The organism is Avibacterium sp. 20-126 (assembly GCF_044358625.1).
Classification (GTDB): domain Bacteria; phylum Pseudomonadota; class Gammaproteobacteria; order Enterobacterales; family Pasteurellaceae; genus Avibacterium.
In genome coordinates, this window is sequence record NZ_CP091457.1 from 1065512 (window position 1) to 1081059 (window position 15548).

At 41.3% G+C, this 15548-nt stretch carries 13 protein-coding genes and 1 pseudogene; 6 read left to right on the top strand and 8 right to left on the bottom strand.

The features are described from left to right. Positions 1-86: 86 nt before the first annotated feature. The 6 genes from L4F91_RS04940 to L4F91_RS04965 form a co-directional block, all read right to left on the bottom strand. Positions 87-923: a metal ABC transporter permease gene (locus L4F91_RS04940; protein WP_395897663.1), complete on the bottom strand. Its 837-nt coding sequence runs from the start codon at positions 921-923 to the stop codon at positions 87-89. After that, the gene (locus L4F91_RS04945; RefSeq protein WP_395897665.1) at positions 923-1774 is read right to left on the bottom strand and encodes a metal ABC transporter permease; all 852 of its coding nucleotides are present in this window, start codon (positions 1772-1774) and stop codon (positions 923-925) included. The genes L4F91_RS04940 and L4F91_RS04945 overlap by 1 nt, the downstream gene beginning before the upstream one ends. Further along, on the bottom strand, positions 1771-2688 hold the full coding sequence (locus L4F91_RS04950; RefSeq protein ID WP_395897667.1) for an ATP-binding cassette domain-containing protein: 918 nt from the start codon (positions 2686-2688) through the stop codon (positions 1771-1773). Before L4F91_RS04950 ends, L4F91_RS04945 begins: the two co-directional genes overlap by 4 nt. Next, on the bottom strand, positions 2678-3565 hold the full coding sequence (locus tag L4F91_RS04955) for a metal ABC transporter substrate-binding protein (protein WP_395897669.1): 888 nt from the start codon (positions 3563-3565) through the stop codon (positions 2678-2680). Before L4F91_RS04955 ends, L4F91_RS04950 begins: the two co-directional genes overlap by 11 nt. A gap of 76 nt (positions 3566-3641) precedes the next feature. After that, positions 3642-3971 carry a TusE/DsrC/DsvC family sulfur relay protein gene (locus L4F91_RS04960; protein ID WP_250350278.1) on the bottom strand — a complete coding sequence of 110 codons (330 nt, stop codon included), beginning with the start codon at positions 3969-3971 and terminating at the stop codon, positions 3642-3644. Positions 3972-4051: 80 nt separating this feature from the next. Continuing rightward, positions 4052-4714, bottom strand: a complete 663-nt coding sequence (locus tag L4F91_RS04965; protein ID WP_250350277.1) for a Bax inhibitor-1 family protein — start codon at positions 4712-4714, stop codon at positions 4052-4054. A 177-nt stretch (positions 4715-4891) separates the two neighbouring features. Between L4F91_RS04965 and L4F91_RS04970 the strand changes: the two genes are divergently transcribed. Then, on the top strand, positions 4892-5338 hold the full coding sequence (locus L4F91_RS04970; protein ID WP_265761943.1) for a YcgN family cysteine cluster protein: 447 nt from the start codon (positions 4892-4894) through the stop codon (positions 5336-5338). Positions 5339-5365: 27 nt separating this feature from the next. Here the strand turns inward: L4F91_RS04970 and L4F91_RS04975 are convergent, their stop codons facing one another. Together L4F91_RS04975 and L4F91_RS04980 are read right to left on the bottom strand one after the other, a co-directional pair. Continuing rightward, positions 5366-5656: an addiction module antidote protein gene (locus tag L4F91_RS04975; RefSeq protein ID WP_250350275.1), complete on the bottom strand. Its 291-nt coding sequence runs from the start codon at positions 5654-5656 to the stop codon at positions 5366-5368. Positions 5657-5659: 3 nt separating this feature from the next. Further along, a pseudogene (locus L4F91_RS04980) lies at positions 5660-5957 on the bottom strand (type II toxin-antitoxin system RelE/ParE family toxin). A 249-nt stretch (positions 5958-6206) separates the two neighbouring features. Here L4F91_RS04980 and malQ point away from each other — a divergent pair. From malQ to glgA, 5 genes are all read left to right on the top strand, one after another. Continuing rightward, positions 6207-8303, top strand: a complete 2097-nt coding sequence (gene malQ, locus L4F91_RS04985) for a 4-alpha-glucanotransferase (protein WP_250364560.1) — start codon at positions 6207-6209, stop codon at positions 8301-8303. A gap of 9 nt (positions 8304-8312) precedes the next feature. Then, on the top strand, positions 8313-10595 hold the full coding sequence (gene glgB, locus L4F91_RS04990) for a 1,4-alpha-glucan branching protein GlgB (protein WP_250362984.1): 2283 nt from the start codon (positions 8313-8315) through the stop codon (positions 10593-10595). Between the two features lie 56 nt (positions 10596-10651). Next, a complete protein-coding gene (gene glgX, locus L4F91_RS04995) occupies positions 10652-12655 on the top strand; it encodes a glycogen debranching protein GlgX (RefSeq protein WP_265761941.1) in 2004 nt (667 codons plus the stop codon). A gap of 31 nt (positions 12656-12686) precedes the next feature. Beyond that, complete coding sequence (glgC, locus tag L4F91_RS05000; RefSeq protein WP_250350271.1) at positions 12687-13994, top strand: glucose-1-phosphate adenylyltransferase; 1308 nt, start codon at positions 12687-12689, stop codon at positions 13992-13994. A gap of 74 nt (positions 13995-14068) precedes the next feature. Further along, a complete protein-coding gene (gene glgA / locus L4F91_RS05005; protein ID WP_250362986.1) occupies positions 14069-15502 on the top strand; it encodes a glycogen synthase GlgA in 1434 nt (477 codons plus the stop codon). The last annotated feature ends 46 nt before the right edge of the window (positions 15503-15548 follow it).

Genomic DNA, 15548 nt, shown 5'->3' on the forward strand with positions numbered 1-15548 from the left:
AATACAAGCCTATAACGGGTGAAAGAGAGGGAAGCCAAACCATAAGCAAAATGTACCTTGTTGTATTGGTACAGAACGCCGTTTTCTTAGTTAATTGGACGAAGTTTGCGATAGCCTAACGCGAGTACAAAGCCTAATGCCTGTAACAAAATAATGGTTGGGCCTGTAGCCGCATCAAGATGATAGCTCAGAATTACGCCAAGAAAACTGCTTGTTATGGCAGTGGCAATGGCAATAAGTAGCATTGTGTTGAAATTTTTGCTCAACACATAAGCGGTGATCCCCGGTGAAATCAGCATTGCGGTGACTAAAATAATTCCGACCACTTGCATTGTGCTGATGATCGTTAAGGCGAGCAAAAACAGCAAACCATAATGCAATTTTGTTACCGCAAGCCCAATTACGCGGGCGTGGTTTGGATCAAAACAGAAAAGCAAAAAATCTTTTCTTTTCAGTAAGATAATCAACAAAACTAGTGTGGCGATACCCAGTGTTTGGACTAATTCCTGCGGGGTAATCCCTAATAAATTGCCGAATAGAATATGGGAAAGGTGTTGTTCCGTCTCGACCTTACTAAATAGCACAAGCCCCAGTGCGAACATTCCTGAAAACATAATGCCCATAACCGTGTCTTCCTTAATACGGCTGTGAGATTTTAAATAGCCAATGCCAAAAGCACAGCATAAGCCAGAAATTAATGCACCTATGGCTAAGGGAATGCTTGCTACATAAGCCAACACGATTCCCGGTAAGATCGAATGAGAAATGGCATCGCCCATTAGCGACCAGCCTTTCAAAATCAAAAAACAAGACAATACAGCACAAATCACGGCAATGATTAATGCCATAAATAACGCATTTTGCATAAAAGGATAACTGAGCGGTTCAACCCACCAGTTCACTCCGACGTGAATCCAATTCATTATTCCTGCTCCTTATTAGCAGAACGCGTGTGGCGTAAAATGCCGTATTTAGGGGAAAAGAAAAACGCGGCTAAGAAAAGTGCGGTCTGAAAACACACAATTAATCCGCCTGTTGCACCGTCTAAATAATAGCTGATATACACCCCCAATAAACTGCTTCCTATGCCAAGGCTTACTGCAATGATCACTAAGGTTTTAAAGCGATCCGTGAGTAAATACGCCGTTGCCCCCGGTGTGATGACCATTGCGATCACCAAAATTGCGCCAACGGTTTGCAAGGCAGCCACCACACAAGCACTTAATAGGGCAAAAAAGAGTATTTTGTAATAAGGTGGCGATAATCCTACAGCGGAGGCTTGCATTTCATCAAAAAAGACCAGTAACAGATCTTTCCAAAAAATCAGTAATAGGATAAAACAAATGCTAATAATGATTGTCACTTGCCAAATATCTTCTGCTGAAATGCCTAGAAGGTTGCCTAATACAATATCTTGTACGTTAATGGCGGTAGGATTGAGAGAAATAATAAATAATCCCAGTGCAAAAAAGGTGGTAAAAATAAACCCGATCACCGCGTCTTGACGTAAGTTTGATAAGGATTTTACCCATAAAATAGAAAGTGCGGCTAAAATTCCTGAAAAAAATGCCCCGATTACATAAGGGAAAGAGAACGCATAGGCGATGGCAACCCCGGGAACAACAGAATGCGAAAGGGCATCCCCAATTAATGACCAACCTTTCAACATTAAATAGGCGGATAAAAACGCACAAATTCCTCCCACCATTGCGCTTAATATAAAGGCGTTGATCATATACTCATAATGGAAAGGTTCTAATAATAAGGCGATCATTGGGTGTTCTCTTTAGTCGCACGGCACGGGCAATCTTCCACATTACAATCACGAATAATCGGCGCAGGTGGATCATTTTTAGTTTGTCCATAAAACACCGCAGGCAGTTCATCGTCGGTGAGAACGGTAACGGTGCGTTCATCTTCATCATCGTGCAGATCGCGTGCGCTGAGTTTGACATTGCGCAACACACCGCCAAAGACCTGTTCTAAATTTTGTTGAGTGAAGGTGCTGGCAGTACTGCCTTGCGCAAGCACTGTGCGGTTGATCATAATCACTTGATCACAATAATCAGGGACAGCCCCTAAATTATGGGTGGAGACGAGAATTAAATAGCCTTCTTTACGCAAATTGGCAAGGAGATCCATAATTGCCGCTTCCGTTTGTACATCAACGCCCGTGAAAGGTTCATCAAGCAGAATAATTTTGCTTTTTTGCGCAAGTGCGCGCGCAAGAAAGACGCGTTTTTTCTGTCCACCAGAAAGCTCGCCAATTTGACGTTGTGCAAGGTGCGCAATATTTAAACGTGTCATTGCAAGCTGAACTTCTTGTTTATCAAGTGCGGTGGGAATTCTTAGCAAATTCATATAGCCATAACGCCCCATCATCACCACATCATAAACGGAAACAGGAAATTGCCAATCCACTTCCTCACTTTGTGGCACATAGGCGATTAAATTTTGTTTTAGTGCGTTTTTAATTGGCTGATCACAAAGCAAAACTTGCCCTTGTTGTGGTTTGACCAATCCCATTAAACTTTTGAATAAGGTGGATTTACCACTCCCATTCACGCCCACCAATGCACAGGTTGTCCCGCCTTGTAATTGAAAAGACACATTATGAATGGCGGTATGTCCGTTGTTATAACGGACGGTGACATCCTGTACCTTAATAGTGGGCTGATTATTGGGCATTTTCAAATCCTTCAATAATGGTTGTTATCGTGGTGTTAAGCAAATCTAAATAAGTGGGAACTGCCCCTTTGGCATTGGAAAGGGAATCCACATATAGCACACCGCCATAATGAATGTGGCTTTCTTTCGCCACTTGTTGAGCAGGTTTTGGCGAGATGGTACTTTCGCTGAAAATCACTGGAATATGATGTTGGCGAATTAAATCGATCATCTGGCGTACTTGTTGCGGTGTGCCTTGCTGTTCTGCATTTATCGCCCAAAGATACACTTCTTTAAAGCCATAATCTTGAGCGAGATAGCTAAAGGCGCCTTCAGAGGTGGCAAGCCAGCGCTGCGCTTGGGGAATTTTATCAAATTTAGGACGAAGTGTGCTATCTAAAGTGCGGATCTTTTTTGCATAATTTTCCGCATTTTGACGGTAGGTTTCTGCATTTTGTGGATCATATTTAATCAACGCATTTTTGATATTTTCCACATAAACTAGCCCATTACTTGGCGACATCCACGCGTGTGGATTTGGGATTTTTTTCTCGGCACTTTCCGCAATAAAAATTGGCTGAATGCCTTCTGTTACCACCACGGCAGGTTTATCTTGCACATTCTGGAAAAAACGTACGAACCAACGCTCTAAGTTTAACCCATTCCATAATACCAAATCCGCAGACTGTGCTTTGACAATATCTTTTGGCGTTGGCTCATAGCCGTGAATTTCCGCGCCGGGCTTGGTAATAGATTCTACGGTTGCTGCATCACCTGCAATATTTTGTGCAATGTCTTGAATGATAGTAAAGGTTGTGACGACTTTAAATTTAGCATAGCTGAGATGACTGAATAAGATTGTCGCGATTAAGCTCGCCATAGTGAATAATTTCAACATAAATCCCCTTAAAGTGAATGGTTTTTAATGATTATAAAGGGTAAATCATCGCAAGTAAATGAGAATGGTTCTCAAATTATAAGCATTTTGCAGGTTTTGGTAATCCTGCCAGTTTCGTTGCTTGCTTTGCAGGGCCTTCTGGGAATAAACGTTGTAAGTAACGGCTGTTGCCTTTATCTTCCCCTAATTTTTGTGCCATTGCTTTCACTAACATTCTGATCGCTGGGGAAGTGTGGTATTCCTGATAAAAATCGCGTACAAAATGAATGACTTCCCAATGTGCCTCGGTTAGCGTGAGTGCTTCTTGCTGTGCAATAGCTAGCGCGACATCAGGTGTCCACTGCGTTAAATCCAATAAATAGCCTTCATTATCTGTTTCGATGATTTGATTGTTAATATTCAACATTTTTCTTTCCTTTATCGTTTTTTTAATTATACAAAAACGCCCCTAGAAAGGGGCGTTGAATTTACCGATTAAAGCAATTATTAATCATTGCGTAAAATACCGAGTAAGTTTAATAAACTCACAAAGATATTATAAATAGACACATAAAGGCTCACGGTTGCACGGATATAATTGGTTTCACCACCGTGAATGATGCTACTGGTTTGATATAAAATGCCCATACTAGAGAAGACGATAAATAATGCACTTAATGCAACATAAAATGCAGGCATTTTAAAGAAGAAACTGGCAATCATTCCCACTACAAGCACAATAAATAGCGTAAACATCATACCTGAAAGGAATGACATATCTTTTTTCGTGCTTAATACATAGAAAGAACAGGCGAAGAACACCGCTGCAGTTCCGCCAAGTGCAAGGGCGATTAAATCTCCCAATCCTGCACCGATGTACATATTTAATACCGGCCCTAAAGAATAGCCAATAAAACCAGTTAAGGCGAAGGTTGAAAGAATTCCCCACGCACTATTTTCTAATGCACTATTTAAAAATAATAAGCCATAAAATCCCACTAATAACACACCGAAATGTAATGGGGCAACATTTAAGGTCATTGCCACATAAGCAACAATGGCAGAAAAAGTTAAGGTTAAAGCGAGCAAGAAATAGGTATTGCGTAACACTTTATTGGTGGCTAATACCGATTCTTGGCGGCTGTCTTCAACGATTAAACGAGATTGCATAAACGCTCCTGTGATGAATATAAAAGTTAGACTGATAAAGTATAGGCTAGAGGGGGGAAAAGTCAATGAATAGCAATGGATTTTTATTTATTTTCCTATTGCCGTGAATAGGCAAAAAACACGGAGATTGTTATAATTCAAAACATAATGTTAAAGAAGACATCAGCAATCACACGAATGACAACACAATTAGAAAAACACTTTTGGCAACATAAATCACTACTGGAAATGAATGAGGCAGAATGGGAAGCCTTGTGCGATGGTTGTGGAAAATGCTGTTATCGTAAATTTATTGAAGGGCGAGGGCGTCGAAAAACCTTATACTTTACTCGCATTGCGTGCAATTTATTAAATTTAGAAACAGGAAAGTGCGGTAATTATTTGCAACGTTTTCAACTTGAGCCAGATTGCACTAAACTGACAAAAAAGAATTTACCCGACTTTCATTGGCTACCCGCGACCTGCGCGTATCGTTTGTTGTATGAAAATAAACCGCTTTTTGATTGGCATCCATTAATTTCTGGCGATCCAAACACCGTTAAACTCGCCCATATTCCCATTGCCAATGGCATTCACGAAAAAGAGGTGATTGATTGGTTTGAGTTTGTGATTGATGAGCCGTAATTTATATTTAGCCTTAAGGTACATATTTTAAAGACTGATACTTGGTTTTACCTGAAAAGTGAGATTTAAGGCTTTCATCACTTTTAATATCGTTGCAAAAGTTGGGTTGCCTGAACCCGATAAGGCTTTATATAACCCTTCTCGGCTAATTCCTGTTTCTCTTGATAATTGGCTCATATTTCTTGCTTTGGCAATATCGCCAAGTGCAGAAAGAATGAGTTCCATATTATCTTCTTGTAAAACTTCATTAAGATAAAGTTGCATTTCTTCTTCATTGTTGAGGTATTCAGCTACATCAAAATTGGTTAATTTTTCCATTGGTTAAACTCCCAGCGTTTTAGCTAATTGTTTCGCTTTTAAAATATCCTTAGATTGAGTGGATTTATCACCACCACATAATAAAATAACCCATTCACCATTATTGATTTTTCAGATAGATGCGGTAACCTTGCCCTTCAGTAATTCTCAGTTCAGATAATCCTTCACCAATAGGTTTGACATCACCGAAATTTCCAAATGATAAACGTTTTAGTCGTGCAAGAATTTTGATTTTCGCACGTTGATCTTTAAGATTTTTTAGCCATTTATCGAAGGTTTCGGTACGTTTTATAGAAATCATTGAAATAACTAGCGGGTTAGAGAATGGATAAATTATATCTTAAAATGTGTATTTGTAAACCATAGTTATCAGATTAGAATTTGCCTACAATAAGTGTTATGCCTTAAAAGGTGTTTGCTATTTTCCTTCTCGTATCCTGTAATCTTTATTTGATAGAGATCACGAATTTAAAGGAAACCGTTTGCTTTTAACTCATTGATTTGTAGAATGAAGTCAATTCTCCAGTATTTATGGTTGTTGGAAGAGCAAATGGATATGAAAACACCAAGTTATACAAGAGCTGAGGAATTAGGCATTGCCATTTCTCATTATGATATCGACGGCAATTTAATTTATGCTAATCCAGAGAGTTTGGCGTATTTTGTTGAATTGCTTTCTTTGCGGCGAGACAATCCAGATAAGAAAAGTGCGGTGCAATTTGATGATGTTTTTGTGGTGAAAGAAGGGGAACCGATTATTTATGATACTGCACGGTTAGCACCAATATCGCCGATACGCAATGCGATCTTATTTAACGAACAACATCAGCCCATAACGCCACTTTCCTTTACGAATTCACTCTTTTCTTTTCCTACACAACCTTTTGGTTATTATCTTTTACAGCTTTCTACTTGTGAAAAAACCTATCACGTTCGCCTCTTTGTTCACCCTAAAACGACTTACCAACCTACGATTTTTCAGCAGAAAAAAGCGTGGGGCTTAAATGTTCAGCTTTATAGCTTACGTTCAGCACGAAATTGGGGGATTGGTGATTTTGCTGATTTAGCGTATTTGGTCGAACAAGCAAGCTGCTATGGTGCAGAATTTATCGGCATTAACCCATTGCACGCAATGTATTCAGCCGTGCCTGAATGGGCAAGTCCTTATAGCTCAGCCTCAAGACGTTATTTGAATTGGCTTTACCTCGCCGTTGATCAATTGCCCGAATATAAATTGTGTCAATCCGTGCAGAATTGGGTTAATCAAGCAGAGATTCAACAGCAACTTTTTGTTTTACGCAATGCAGAGCAAGTGAATTATACGGAAATTACGCAGCTAAAATTGACCGCACTTGAAAAATTATATGCTTATTTCCAACGTAGCCGTGCGGCAAAAATCCAGCCTCGGCAAAAGGCGTTTGCCGATTTTGTTAAACAGCAAGGGAATGATTTGTTATATCAAGGCTTATTTGACGTATTAGATCGTCAAAGTTCGCACTCAACCATTGAGCAAGAAAGCCAAATTGGCTGGCTTGGTTGGCAACAATATCAACAACTTAATACGAAACAACGGGATAAATTAATTCGTCAGCATAAAGATGAAGTGATGTTTTATTGCTGGTTACAATGGCTTGTGCAAGAGCAACTTCATCGTCTTCAAGCCTTATGCCAAGAGAAAGGAATGTCTTTAGGCATTTATGGTGATTTAGCCGTAAGTAGCTCAAGGGGCAGTGCAGAGGTGTGGGCAGATCCCACTCTTTACTGCGTAGCGGCGTCTGTGGGCGCACCACCCGATCCCTTAGGTCCTGTGGGACAGAATTGGCATATTCCGCCTTATAATCCGAGTGAACTAAAAGCCCGTGGTTTTCAACCTTTTATCGATTTATTACGAGCCAATATGCAGCATTTTGGCGTGTTGCGGATCGATCATATTATGGGGCTTTTCCGCTTATGGCTCATTCCCCCAGAAAAAACCGCCGCTGATGGGCTTTATGTGCATTATCCTTTTGCCGAATTAATGGCGATTTTGGCGATTGAAAGCCAACGTAATCAATGCCTTGTTGTCGGGGAGGATTTAGGCACCGTGCCAGATGAAGTGCGGTGGAAATTAAACGAATTTCAGATTTTTTCCTATTTTGTACTGTATTTTGAGAAGCAGGATTTGCAATATCCCGATAAGAATGCGTTTCCAACGAATGCCTTTGCCACCATTGGCACGCACGATGTGCCGTCTTTAAGTAGCTTTTGGCATTGTCGAGATCTCGAACTTTTTGCTCAACTTGGCGTGCTGCAAGGGGAAATGCTAAAACAGAAATATGATCAACGTGTTATTGACAAACAAGCGTTACTCAATAGTTTACACCGCGATCAGTATTTGCCAGCTGATTATTGGGGCGATGCACTCAGTATGGCAATGCACCAAAACTTAATGCGAGTGATCCACCTTTATTTGGCAGAAAGTCAAACCAAACTCATTGGCGTACAGTTAGAAAATTTATTGGAACAAGAGATTTCCTTTAATTTGCCCGGAACCTCATTGGAATACCCAAATTGGCGAATGAAATTATCTCGTTCGATTGAAAACATCTTTTCTGACGAAAAAATCACCGCACTTTTAACTGAAATTAATCAAGCGCGTCTGCGATAAGAGGTTTGTATGAATAAATACCTTCCACAAGAAACCATTAATGCCTTTTTTAACGGGACACATTCTGATCCATTTTCTGTATTAGGAATGCACGAAACAGAAAAAGGGATTGAAATCCGCGTGTTATTGCCTGATGCGGATAAGGTCGTGATTATTAATAAAGAAAATCAAGAAAAAGTGTGCGAACTAACTTGCCTTGATGATCGTGGCTTTTTTGCCGCGGTAATGCCAGAGACACGCAGTTTTTTTGCTTATCAATTAGAAGTTTACTGGGGGAATGAACCTCAGCTTATTGAAGATCCTTATCGTTTCCACCCAATTATTCAAGAGCTGGATAATTGGCTGTTGGCGGAAGGCTCACATTTACGCCCTTATGAAATTTTAGGCGCTCATTTTATGCAATGTGAAGGCGTATCAGGCGTGAATTTTCGCCTATGGGCGCCGAATGCAAAACGCGTTTCCATTGTGGGCGATTTTAACTATTGGGACGGTCGTCGCCACCCAATGCGTTTTCACGCCACCAGTGGCATTTGGGAATTGTTTATACCAAAGGCAACACTCGGACAGTTTTATAAATTTGAAGTACTCGATTGCAATGATCAGTTACGTTTAAAAGCCGATCCTTACGCCTTTAGCTCACAGCTTCGCCCTGATACTGCCTCACAAATTAGTGCATTACCAAATGGGGTAGAAATGACCGAAAAACGACGTAAAGCAAACCAATTTGATCAGCCAATTTCCATTTATGAGGTGCATTTAGGCTCTTGGCGGCGTAATCTTGAGAATAATTTCTGGTTGGATTATGACCAAATTGCCGAGGAACTCATTCCTTATGTCAAAGAAATGGGCTTTACGCATATTGAATTTTTGCCCTTGTCGGAATTTCCTTTTGATGGTTCTTGGGGCTATCAACCCATTGGGCTTTATTCACCAACCAGCCGTTTTGGCACACCTGAAGGGTTTAAACGTTTGATCGAGAAAGCCCACGAGGCAGACATTAATGTGATTTTAGATTGGGTGCCGGGGCATTTCCCAAGTGATACTCACGGTTTGGCTGCCTTTGATGGCACGGCGTTGTATGAACACGCTGATCCAAGAGAAGGCTATCATCAAGATTGGAACACCTTAATTTATAACTATGGTCGTAATGAGGTGAAAAACTTCTTATCGGGGAATGCATTATATTGGCTTGAACGCTTTGGTTTAGATGGTTTGCGTGTAGATGCCGTGGCATCAATGATTTACCGAGATTACAGCCGCGCAGACGGTGAGTGGATTCCAAACCAATACGGGGGCAGAGAAAACTTAGAAGCCATTGAATTTTTAAAACACACCAATTATGTGATCGGCACAGAAAATGCAGGCGCAATTACTATTGCGGAAGAATCCACCTCCTTTGCAGGTGTCACCCACCCACCGCAAGATGGCGGCTTAGGTTTCCACTTTAAATGGAATATGGGCTGGATGAACGACACCTTATCCTATATGCGAAAAGATCCGATATATCGTCAACATCATCACGATCAGATGACCTTTGGAATGATGTATCAATATCGTGAAAACTTTGTACTCCCACTTTCTCACGATGAAGTGGTACACGGCAAAGGCTCACTTATCGGCAAAATGCCGGGAGATGCGTGGCAAAAATTTGCCAATTTGCGCGCTTATTATGGCTATATGTGGGGGTATCCCGGCAAAAAATTGCTCTTTATGGGCAACGAATTTGCCCAAGGGCGTGAGTGGAATTACCAAGAAAGCCTAGATTGGTTCTTACTTGATGAAAGTGTTGGTGGGGGCTGGCATAAAGGCGTATTGAATTTAGTGAAAGATTTAAACCGCACTTATCAAACTCACCCAGCATTATACCAATTAGATTACGATCCAAAGGGCTTTAATTGGCTTGTGGTAGATGATTATCAACATTCTGTCTTCGTGTTTGAACGTTGTAGTCGTGATGAGGAACGTATTATCGTGGTCAGTAACTTCACGCCAGTACCGCGTTATGCGTATCGCTTTGGCGTGAATGAAGCGGGGGTATATGAAGAAATTCTCAATACAGATTCTTACTTCTATCAAGGTGCTAACCTTGGTAATCAAGGTGAAGTACAGAGTGAAGCTATTCCAAGCCACAATAAGGCACATTCTATTTCCGTAACCATTCCGCCATTGGCAACGATTTACCTAAAATGGCGAAAACCTGCTAAAAGTGAGAAAAGAACGCCAAGCACCCAAGTGGAAAACGAGCAAAAAATGAAAACGACAACGCGTAAAACAAAAAAAGCACCGCGATAAAAGAAAAAATCCGCCTAAAGAGGCATTTAAATCAAGTGATAAATGGATAACACAGAATGATCAGCACGGCAGCAGGAAAGCCTTACCCATTAGGGAGTTCTATTGAAATTTTGCAAGATAATTCTGGCAACAAAAAAGTGGGCTGGAATTTTGCGCTATTTTCTTCTTGCGCAGAAAACGTCAAATTATGTTTATTTTTTGACGGACAGGAATTACCCCTAGAAATGTACCAAAGTGGCGCGTTTTGGCATTTATGGGTGGGGGAATTGCCTTATGGCACGCAATATGGCTTTCGTATTACAGGACAAGATAACACCTTATGCAACCCAAAAAAATTAATGCTCGATCCTTATGCGAAAGCGGTGATAGGTAAGCCGGATTTAAGTCGCGTTGAAAAGCAGCAATGGTTTTTACTCAGCGATCCTCGAGATAACGCTCACCTTGCGCCTAAAGGTGTCCTCGTTGATAACCAATTTGATTGGCAAGGTGATAAACCCTTAGCCACGCCTTGGGCTGACACCATCATTTATGAATTGCACGTTAAAGGGTTTACCCAGTTACGACAAGATTTACCAGAGGCTATTCGCGGTACTTATGCAGGCTTAGCACACCCCACAATGATTACCTATTTAAAAGAACTGGGGATAAGTGCGGTGGAAATTTTACCGATAAATTATCATCTTGATGAACCGCATTTACAGGAAAAAGGATTGGTCAATTATTGGGGATATAGCCCATTGGCGATGTTTGCCGTAGAAACAGCTTATTGGTCAGGGCAAACGGGAACAACGCCATTGAGTGAATTTAAAACAATGGTGAGAGCGCTTCATCAAGCGGGTATTGAAGTCATTTTAGATGTGGTGTTCAACCACAGTGTGGAATCAGAAAAACACTTTCCCACTTTTAGCCAGCGTGGAATTGATGATCGGGCTTACTATTGGCAAAACGCACAAGGGGAATACCTGAATGCCACAGGCTGCGGCAATACCTTAAATTTAGCCAATGACATCACTCGCCGCTGGGTGTTGGATTGCTTAATTTATTGGGTGGAAGAATGCCATATTGACGGTTTCCGTTTTGATCTTGCTACTGTATTAGGTAGAGAAACCCCAGCGTTTAACCCACAGGCAAGGCTTTTTGCTGAGATTGCGCAAGAACCGCGTTTACAGCAATGCAAATTTATTGCTGAGCCTTGGGATATTGGCGAAGGTGGTTATCAAGTGGGGAATTTCCCTCACTATTTTGCTGAATGGAACGATCGTTTTCGTGATGATCTTTGCCGTTTTTGGTTACGGAAAAGCGGTGAGTTAGGCGGTTTTGCACAACGTTTTGCCGGATCGAGTGAAATTTATCAAAAAGAAGATCGCAAGCCACATCATTCTGTGAATTTTATCACTGCACACGATGGCTTTACCCTGTGCGATCTCACCAGCTATAACGAAAAACATAATCTCGCCAACGGTGAGCAAAATCGTGATGGACGTAACGAAAATTACAGTTATAACCACGGGATAGAGGGCGTAGAAAATCTTCCAGAGGAAGTGAAATACCAACGTTTTTTAAGCTGTGGCGGTTTGCTAGCGAGTTTATTGTTGGCAAATGGCACACCAATGTTGCTGGCAGGCGATGAATTTGGACATAGCCAAAAAGGTAACAATAACGCCTATTGCCAAGATAATGAAATTACGTGGCTAAATTGGCAAAAATTTCAACCGCACTTCGTTGAGATGACTAAACAGCTTATTGCCCTAAGAAAGCAAATCCCAAGTTTACAACGGGATCAATGGTGGACGGAAGAAAATGTGCAATGGCGTAACGCACAAGGGCAATTAATGAGCGTGGCGGATTGGCATAATCCCCATAGCAAAGCAATGCAAATTCAGTTAGATGAAGATTGGTTACTTTTAATCAATGCAAAAGCAGAATTACAAACGTTCTTGTTGCCAGATGGGAAATGGGAAGTTGTATATAGTGGTGCGTTCGTACAAATGCAAGGAAATCTATGGGCTGTGAATGATCTCGCATTCGTATGTTGCACAAAAAAAGGAAATGATTATTGAGCAATCAATAAATTAATGCGAGGACAATGCAATGAGCAACAGTATATCAAAATCACCAAATAAAAATGATCTTGTGAAAGATACCTTGGTGCTAATTTTAGCGGGCGGACGAGGTTCAAGACTTTATGAGCTAACGGATAAACGGGCGAAACCAGCACTGTATTTTGGCGGCAACAGACGAATTATTGATTTTGCGTTATCCAACTGTATTAACTCAGGGCTAAACCATATTGGCGTGGTTACCCAATATGCGGCGCATTCATTATTACGCCATTTGCAAAAAGGCTGGTCGTTCTTGCCACAAGAGCGTGGTGAGTTTATTGATATGTTGCCAGCCCGTCAGCAAATTGATGATTCCACTTGGTATCGTGGCACGGCAGATGCGGTGTATCAAAATATGGCGATTATTCGCGATCATTATTGCCCGAAATACATCTTAATTTTGGCGGGTGATCACATTTATAAACAAGATTATAGCCAAATGTTGTTAGATCACGTTTCCAGTAATGCGCAATGTACCGTAGGCTGTATTGAAGTGGAACGTGAAAAGGCTTGTGAGTTTGGGGTAATGGCAGTTGATGAAAATCTTAAAGTAAAAGCCTTTGTTGAAAAACCCAAAGATCCGCCAGCGATGGCAGGCAAACCCAATATTTCTTTAGCATCAATGGGCATTTATGTGTTCAATGCAGATTACCTATACGATATTTTAGAACGAGAAGTGAACACCCCCTACACCTCCCACGATTTTGGTAAAGATATTTTGCCGAAATGTTTAGATGAAGGCACGCTTTATGCCCATCCATTTAGCCGTTCTTGTATGGGACGTAATACCGATGGCGAAATTTACTGGCGTGATGTGGGAACGCTAGATAGTTTCTGGCAATCCAATATTGATTTGGTTTCCGAAAATCCACAACTGGATATTTATGATCAACGCTGGCCAATTCGTGGTAATCCGACGCAAACCTATCCATCAAAATTCTTTTATAGCAAATCAGACATTAAACCTGTGGATAACTGTTTGATTTCGGGTGGTTGTGTGATCACCGATGCGTCGATTAGTTATTCTGTCCTTTTCGATCGCGTTATCGTGCAAGAAGGCTCATTGGTTGATCATAGCGTCGTGTTACCGCAAGTGACCATTGGTAAAAATTGTACGCTCAAACGTTGTATTGTTGATCGCCATTGTGTCATTCCAGACGGAATGGAAATTGGTGTGGATTTAGCACTGGATAGCAAACGCTTTAGAGTTAGTAGTGGCGGTGTGGTGTTGGTTACTGCATCAATGTTAAAGAAGTTAAATGGTGAAACAGTTGCGTTTGAAGCGCATTTAGATTAATACAAGGTAAAGAGAAGTGCGGTGGAATTTTGCGGAATTTTCACCGTATTTCTCTGTTTTAAGGAAGAAAAAGAATGAGAGTTTTACACGTTTGTTCAGAACTTTACCCGTTACTCAAAACGGGCGGTTTAGCGGATGTAATGGGGGCATTACCTTTTGCGCAACAGCAAATTGGTATGGATAGCCGAATTTTACTGCCGGCTTACCCTGCCATTGCTGCTGGCATTCCTAATACCGTTGTGGTGGCGGAATTTGATCATTTTGCAGGGCATATCGTGCTACGTTATGGTGAATATAACGGGCTAGGCATCTATCTGATTGATGCACCGCATTTGTATGCCAGAGAAGGCAATCCGTACCACGATGAATGGTATAACGATTATGCCGATAACTATAAACGTTTTGCCTTACTTGGCTGGGTTGGGGCAGAACTTGCTGTTGGATTAGATGCTTGGTGGCAAGCGGAAGTGGTTCACGCCCACGATTGGCACGCGGGTTTAACGAGTGCTTATTTAGCATTTAAAGGGCGACCTGCCAAATCCGTATTTACCATTCATAATCTCGCTTATCAAGGAATGTTTTCTTATCACCATTTGTTTGAACTTGGTTTACCGTTGGAAATGTTCCATATCAACGGCTTAGAGTTACACGGACAAATTTCTTATTTAAAATCAGGGCTTTATTATTCTGATGTGGTGACTGCCGTTAGCCCAACCTATGCCCAAGAAATCACGACGCCAGAATTTGGTTACGGCTTGCAAGGTTTACTTGAGGCATTGCGTCAAGAAGGGCGATTAGTCGGCATTCTCAATGGCGTTGATGAACAAATTTGGAACCCGAATAGTGATCATTACCTTGAAGATCATTACAAATTAAAAGCAATGGCGGGCAAACGTAAAAATAAAGAAAAATTACAAGCTTATTTCAATTTGCCACAACAGCCTGATGCCTTATTATTTGTAATGGTGACACGTTTAACCGAACAAAAAGGCGTGGATTTACTGATTCAAAATGCTGAAACTATCGTGCAACAAGGCGGTCAGCTTGCTTTACTGGGTTCAGGCGCACCGCATTTAGAAGAAGGATTACGCCACCTTGCCGAACGTTATCCTGAACATATCGCAGTAAAAATTGGCTATGATGAAGCCTTATCACACTTAATTATTGCAGGGGGGGATGTGATTTTAGTGCCAAGCCGTTTTGAACCTTGTGGCTTAACCCAGCTTTATGGATTGAAATACGGCACTTTACCATTAGTACGAGCCACCGGTGGCTTGGCTGATACGGTGGTAGATAGCCATTCTGAAAATATCAAAGCTCGTAAAGCCACAGGGTTTGTGTTTAATGATGCCAATGCGGAAGGGCTAGGCTGGGCGATTAATAACGCCTTTGCATTATGGCAAAAACAGCGCCTATGGCAAAGTGTACGCGTGGTTGCAATGGAGCAAGATTTTAGCTGGCAAATTGCGGCAAGACATTACCAAGCATTATATCAACGCATTTTATAGTTTCATTCGATTTGCCTAAAATCAAAGTGCGGTGAAAAAAACGCCG

What these genes read in the sequence shown, in the direction of transcription:
- glgB (WP_250362984.1), top strand. Translation starts at nt 8,313, where the DNA reads ATGAATAAATACCTTCCACAAGAAACCATTAATGCCTTTTTTAACGGG.
- glgA (WP_250362986.1), top strand. Translation starts at nt 14,069, where the DNA reads ATGAGAGTTTTACACGTTTGTTCAGAACTTTACCCGTTACTCAAAACG.
- L4F91_RS04970 (WP_265761943.1), top strand. Translation starts at nt 4,892, where the DNA reads ATGACAACACAATTAGAAAAACACTTTTGGCAACATAAATCACTACTG.
- L4F91_RS04950 (WP_395897667.1), bottom strand. Translation starts at nt 2,688, where the DNA reads ATGCCCAATAATCAGCCCACTATTAAGGTACAGGATGTCACCGTCCGT.
- malQ (WP_250364560.1), top strand. Translation starts at nt 6,207, where the DNA reads ATGGATATGAAAACACCAAGTTATACAAGAGCTGAGGAATTAGGCATT.
- L4F91_RS04975 (WP_250350275.1), bottom strand. Translation starts at nt 5,656, where the DNA reads ATGGAAAAATTAACCAATTTTGATGTAGCTGAATACCTCAACAATGAA.
- L4F91_RS04945 (WP_395897665.1), bottom strand. Translation starts at nt 1,774, where the DNA reads ATGATCGCCTTATTATTAGAACCTTTCCATTATGAGTATATGATCAAC.
- L4F91_RS04940 (WP_395897663.1), bottom strand. Translation starts at nt 923, where the DNA reads ATGAATTGGATTCACGTCGGAGTGAACTGGTGGGTTGAACCGCTCAGT.
- L4F91_RS04960 (WP_250350278.1), bottom strand. Translation starts at nt 3,971, where the DNA reads ATGTTGAATATTAACAATCAAATCATCGAAACAGATAATGAAGGCTAT.
- L4F91_RS04955 (WP_395897669.1), bottom strand. Translation starts at nt 3,565, where the DNA reads ATGTTGAAATTATTCACTATGGCGAGCTTAATCGCGACAATCTTATTC.
- glgX (WP_265761941.1), top strand. Translation starts at nt 10,652, where the DNA reads ATGATCAGCACGGCAGCAGGAAAGCCTTACCCATTAGGGAGTTCTATT.
- L4F91_RS04965 (WP_250350277.1), bottom strand. Translation starts at nt 4,714, where the DNA reads ATGCAATCTCGTTTAATCGTTGAAGACAGCCGCCAAGAATCGGTATTA.
- glgC (WP_250350271.1), top strand. Translation starts at nt 12,687, where the DNA reads ATGAGCAACAGTATATCAAAATCACCAAATAAAAATGATCTTGTGAAA.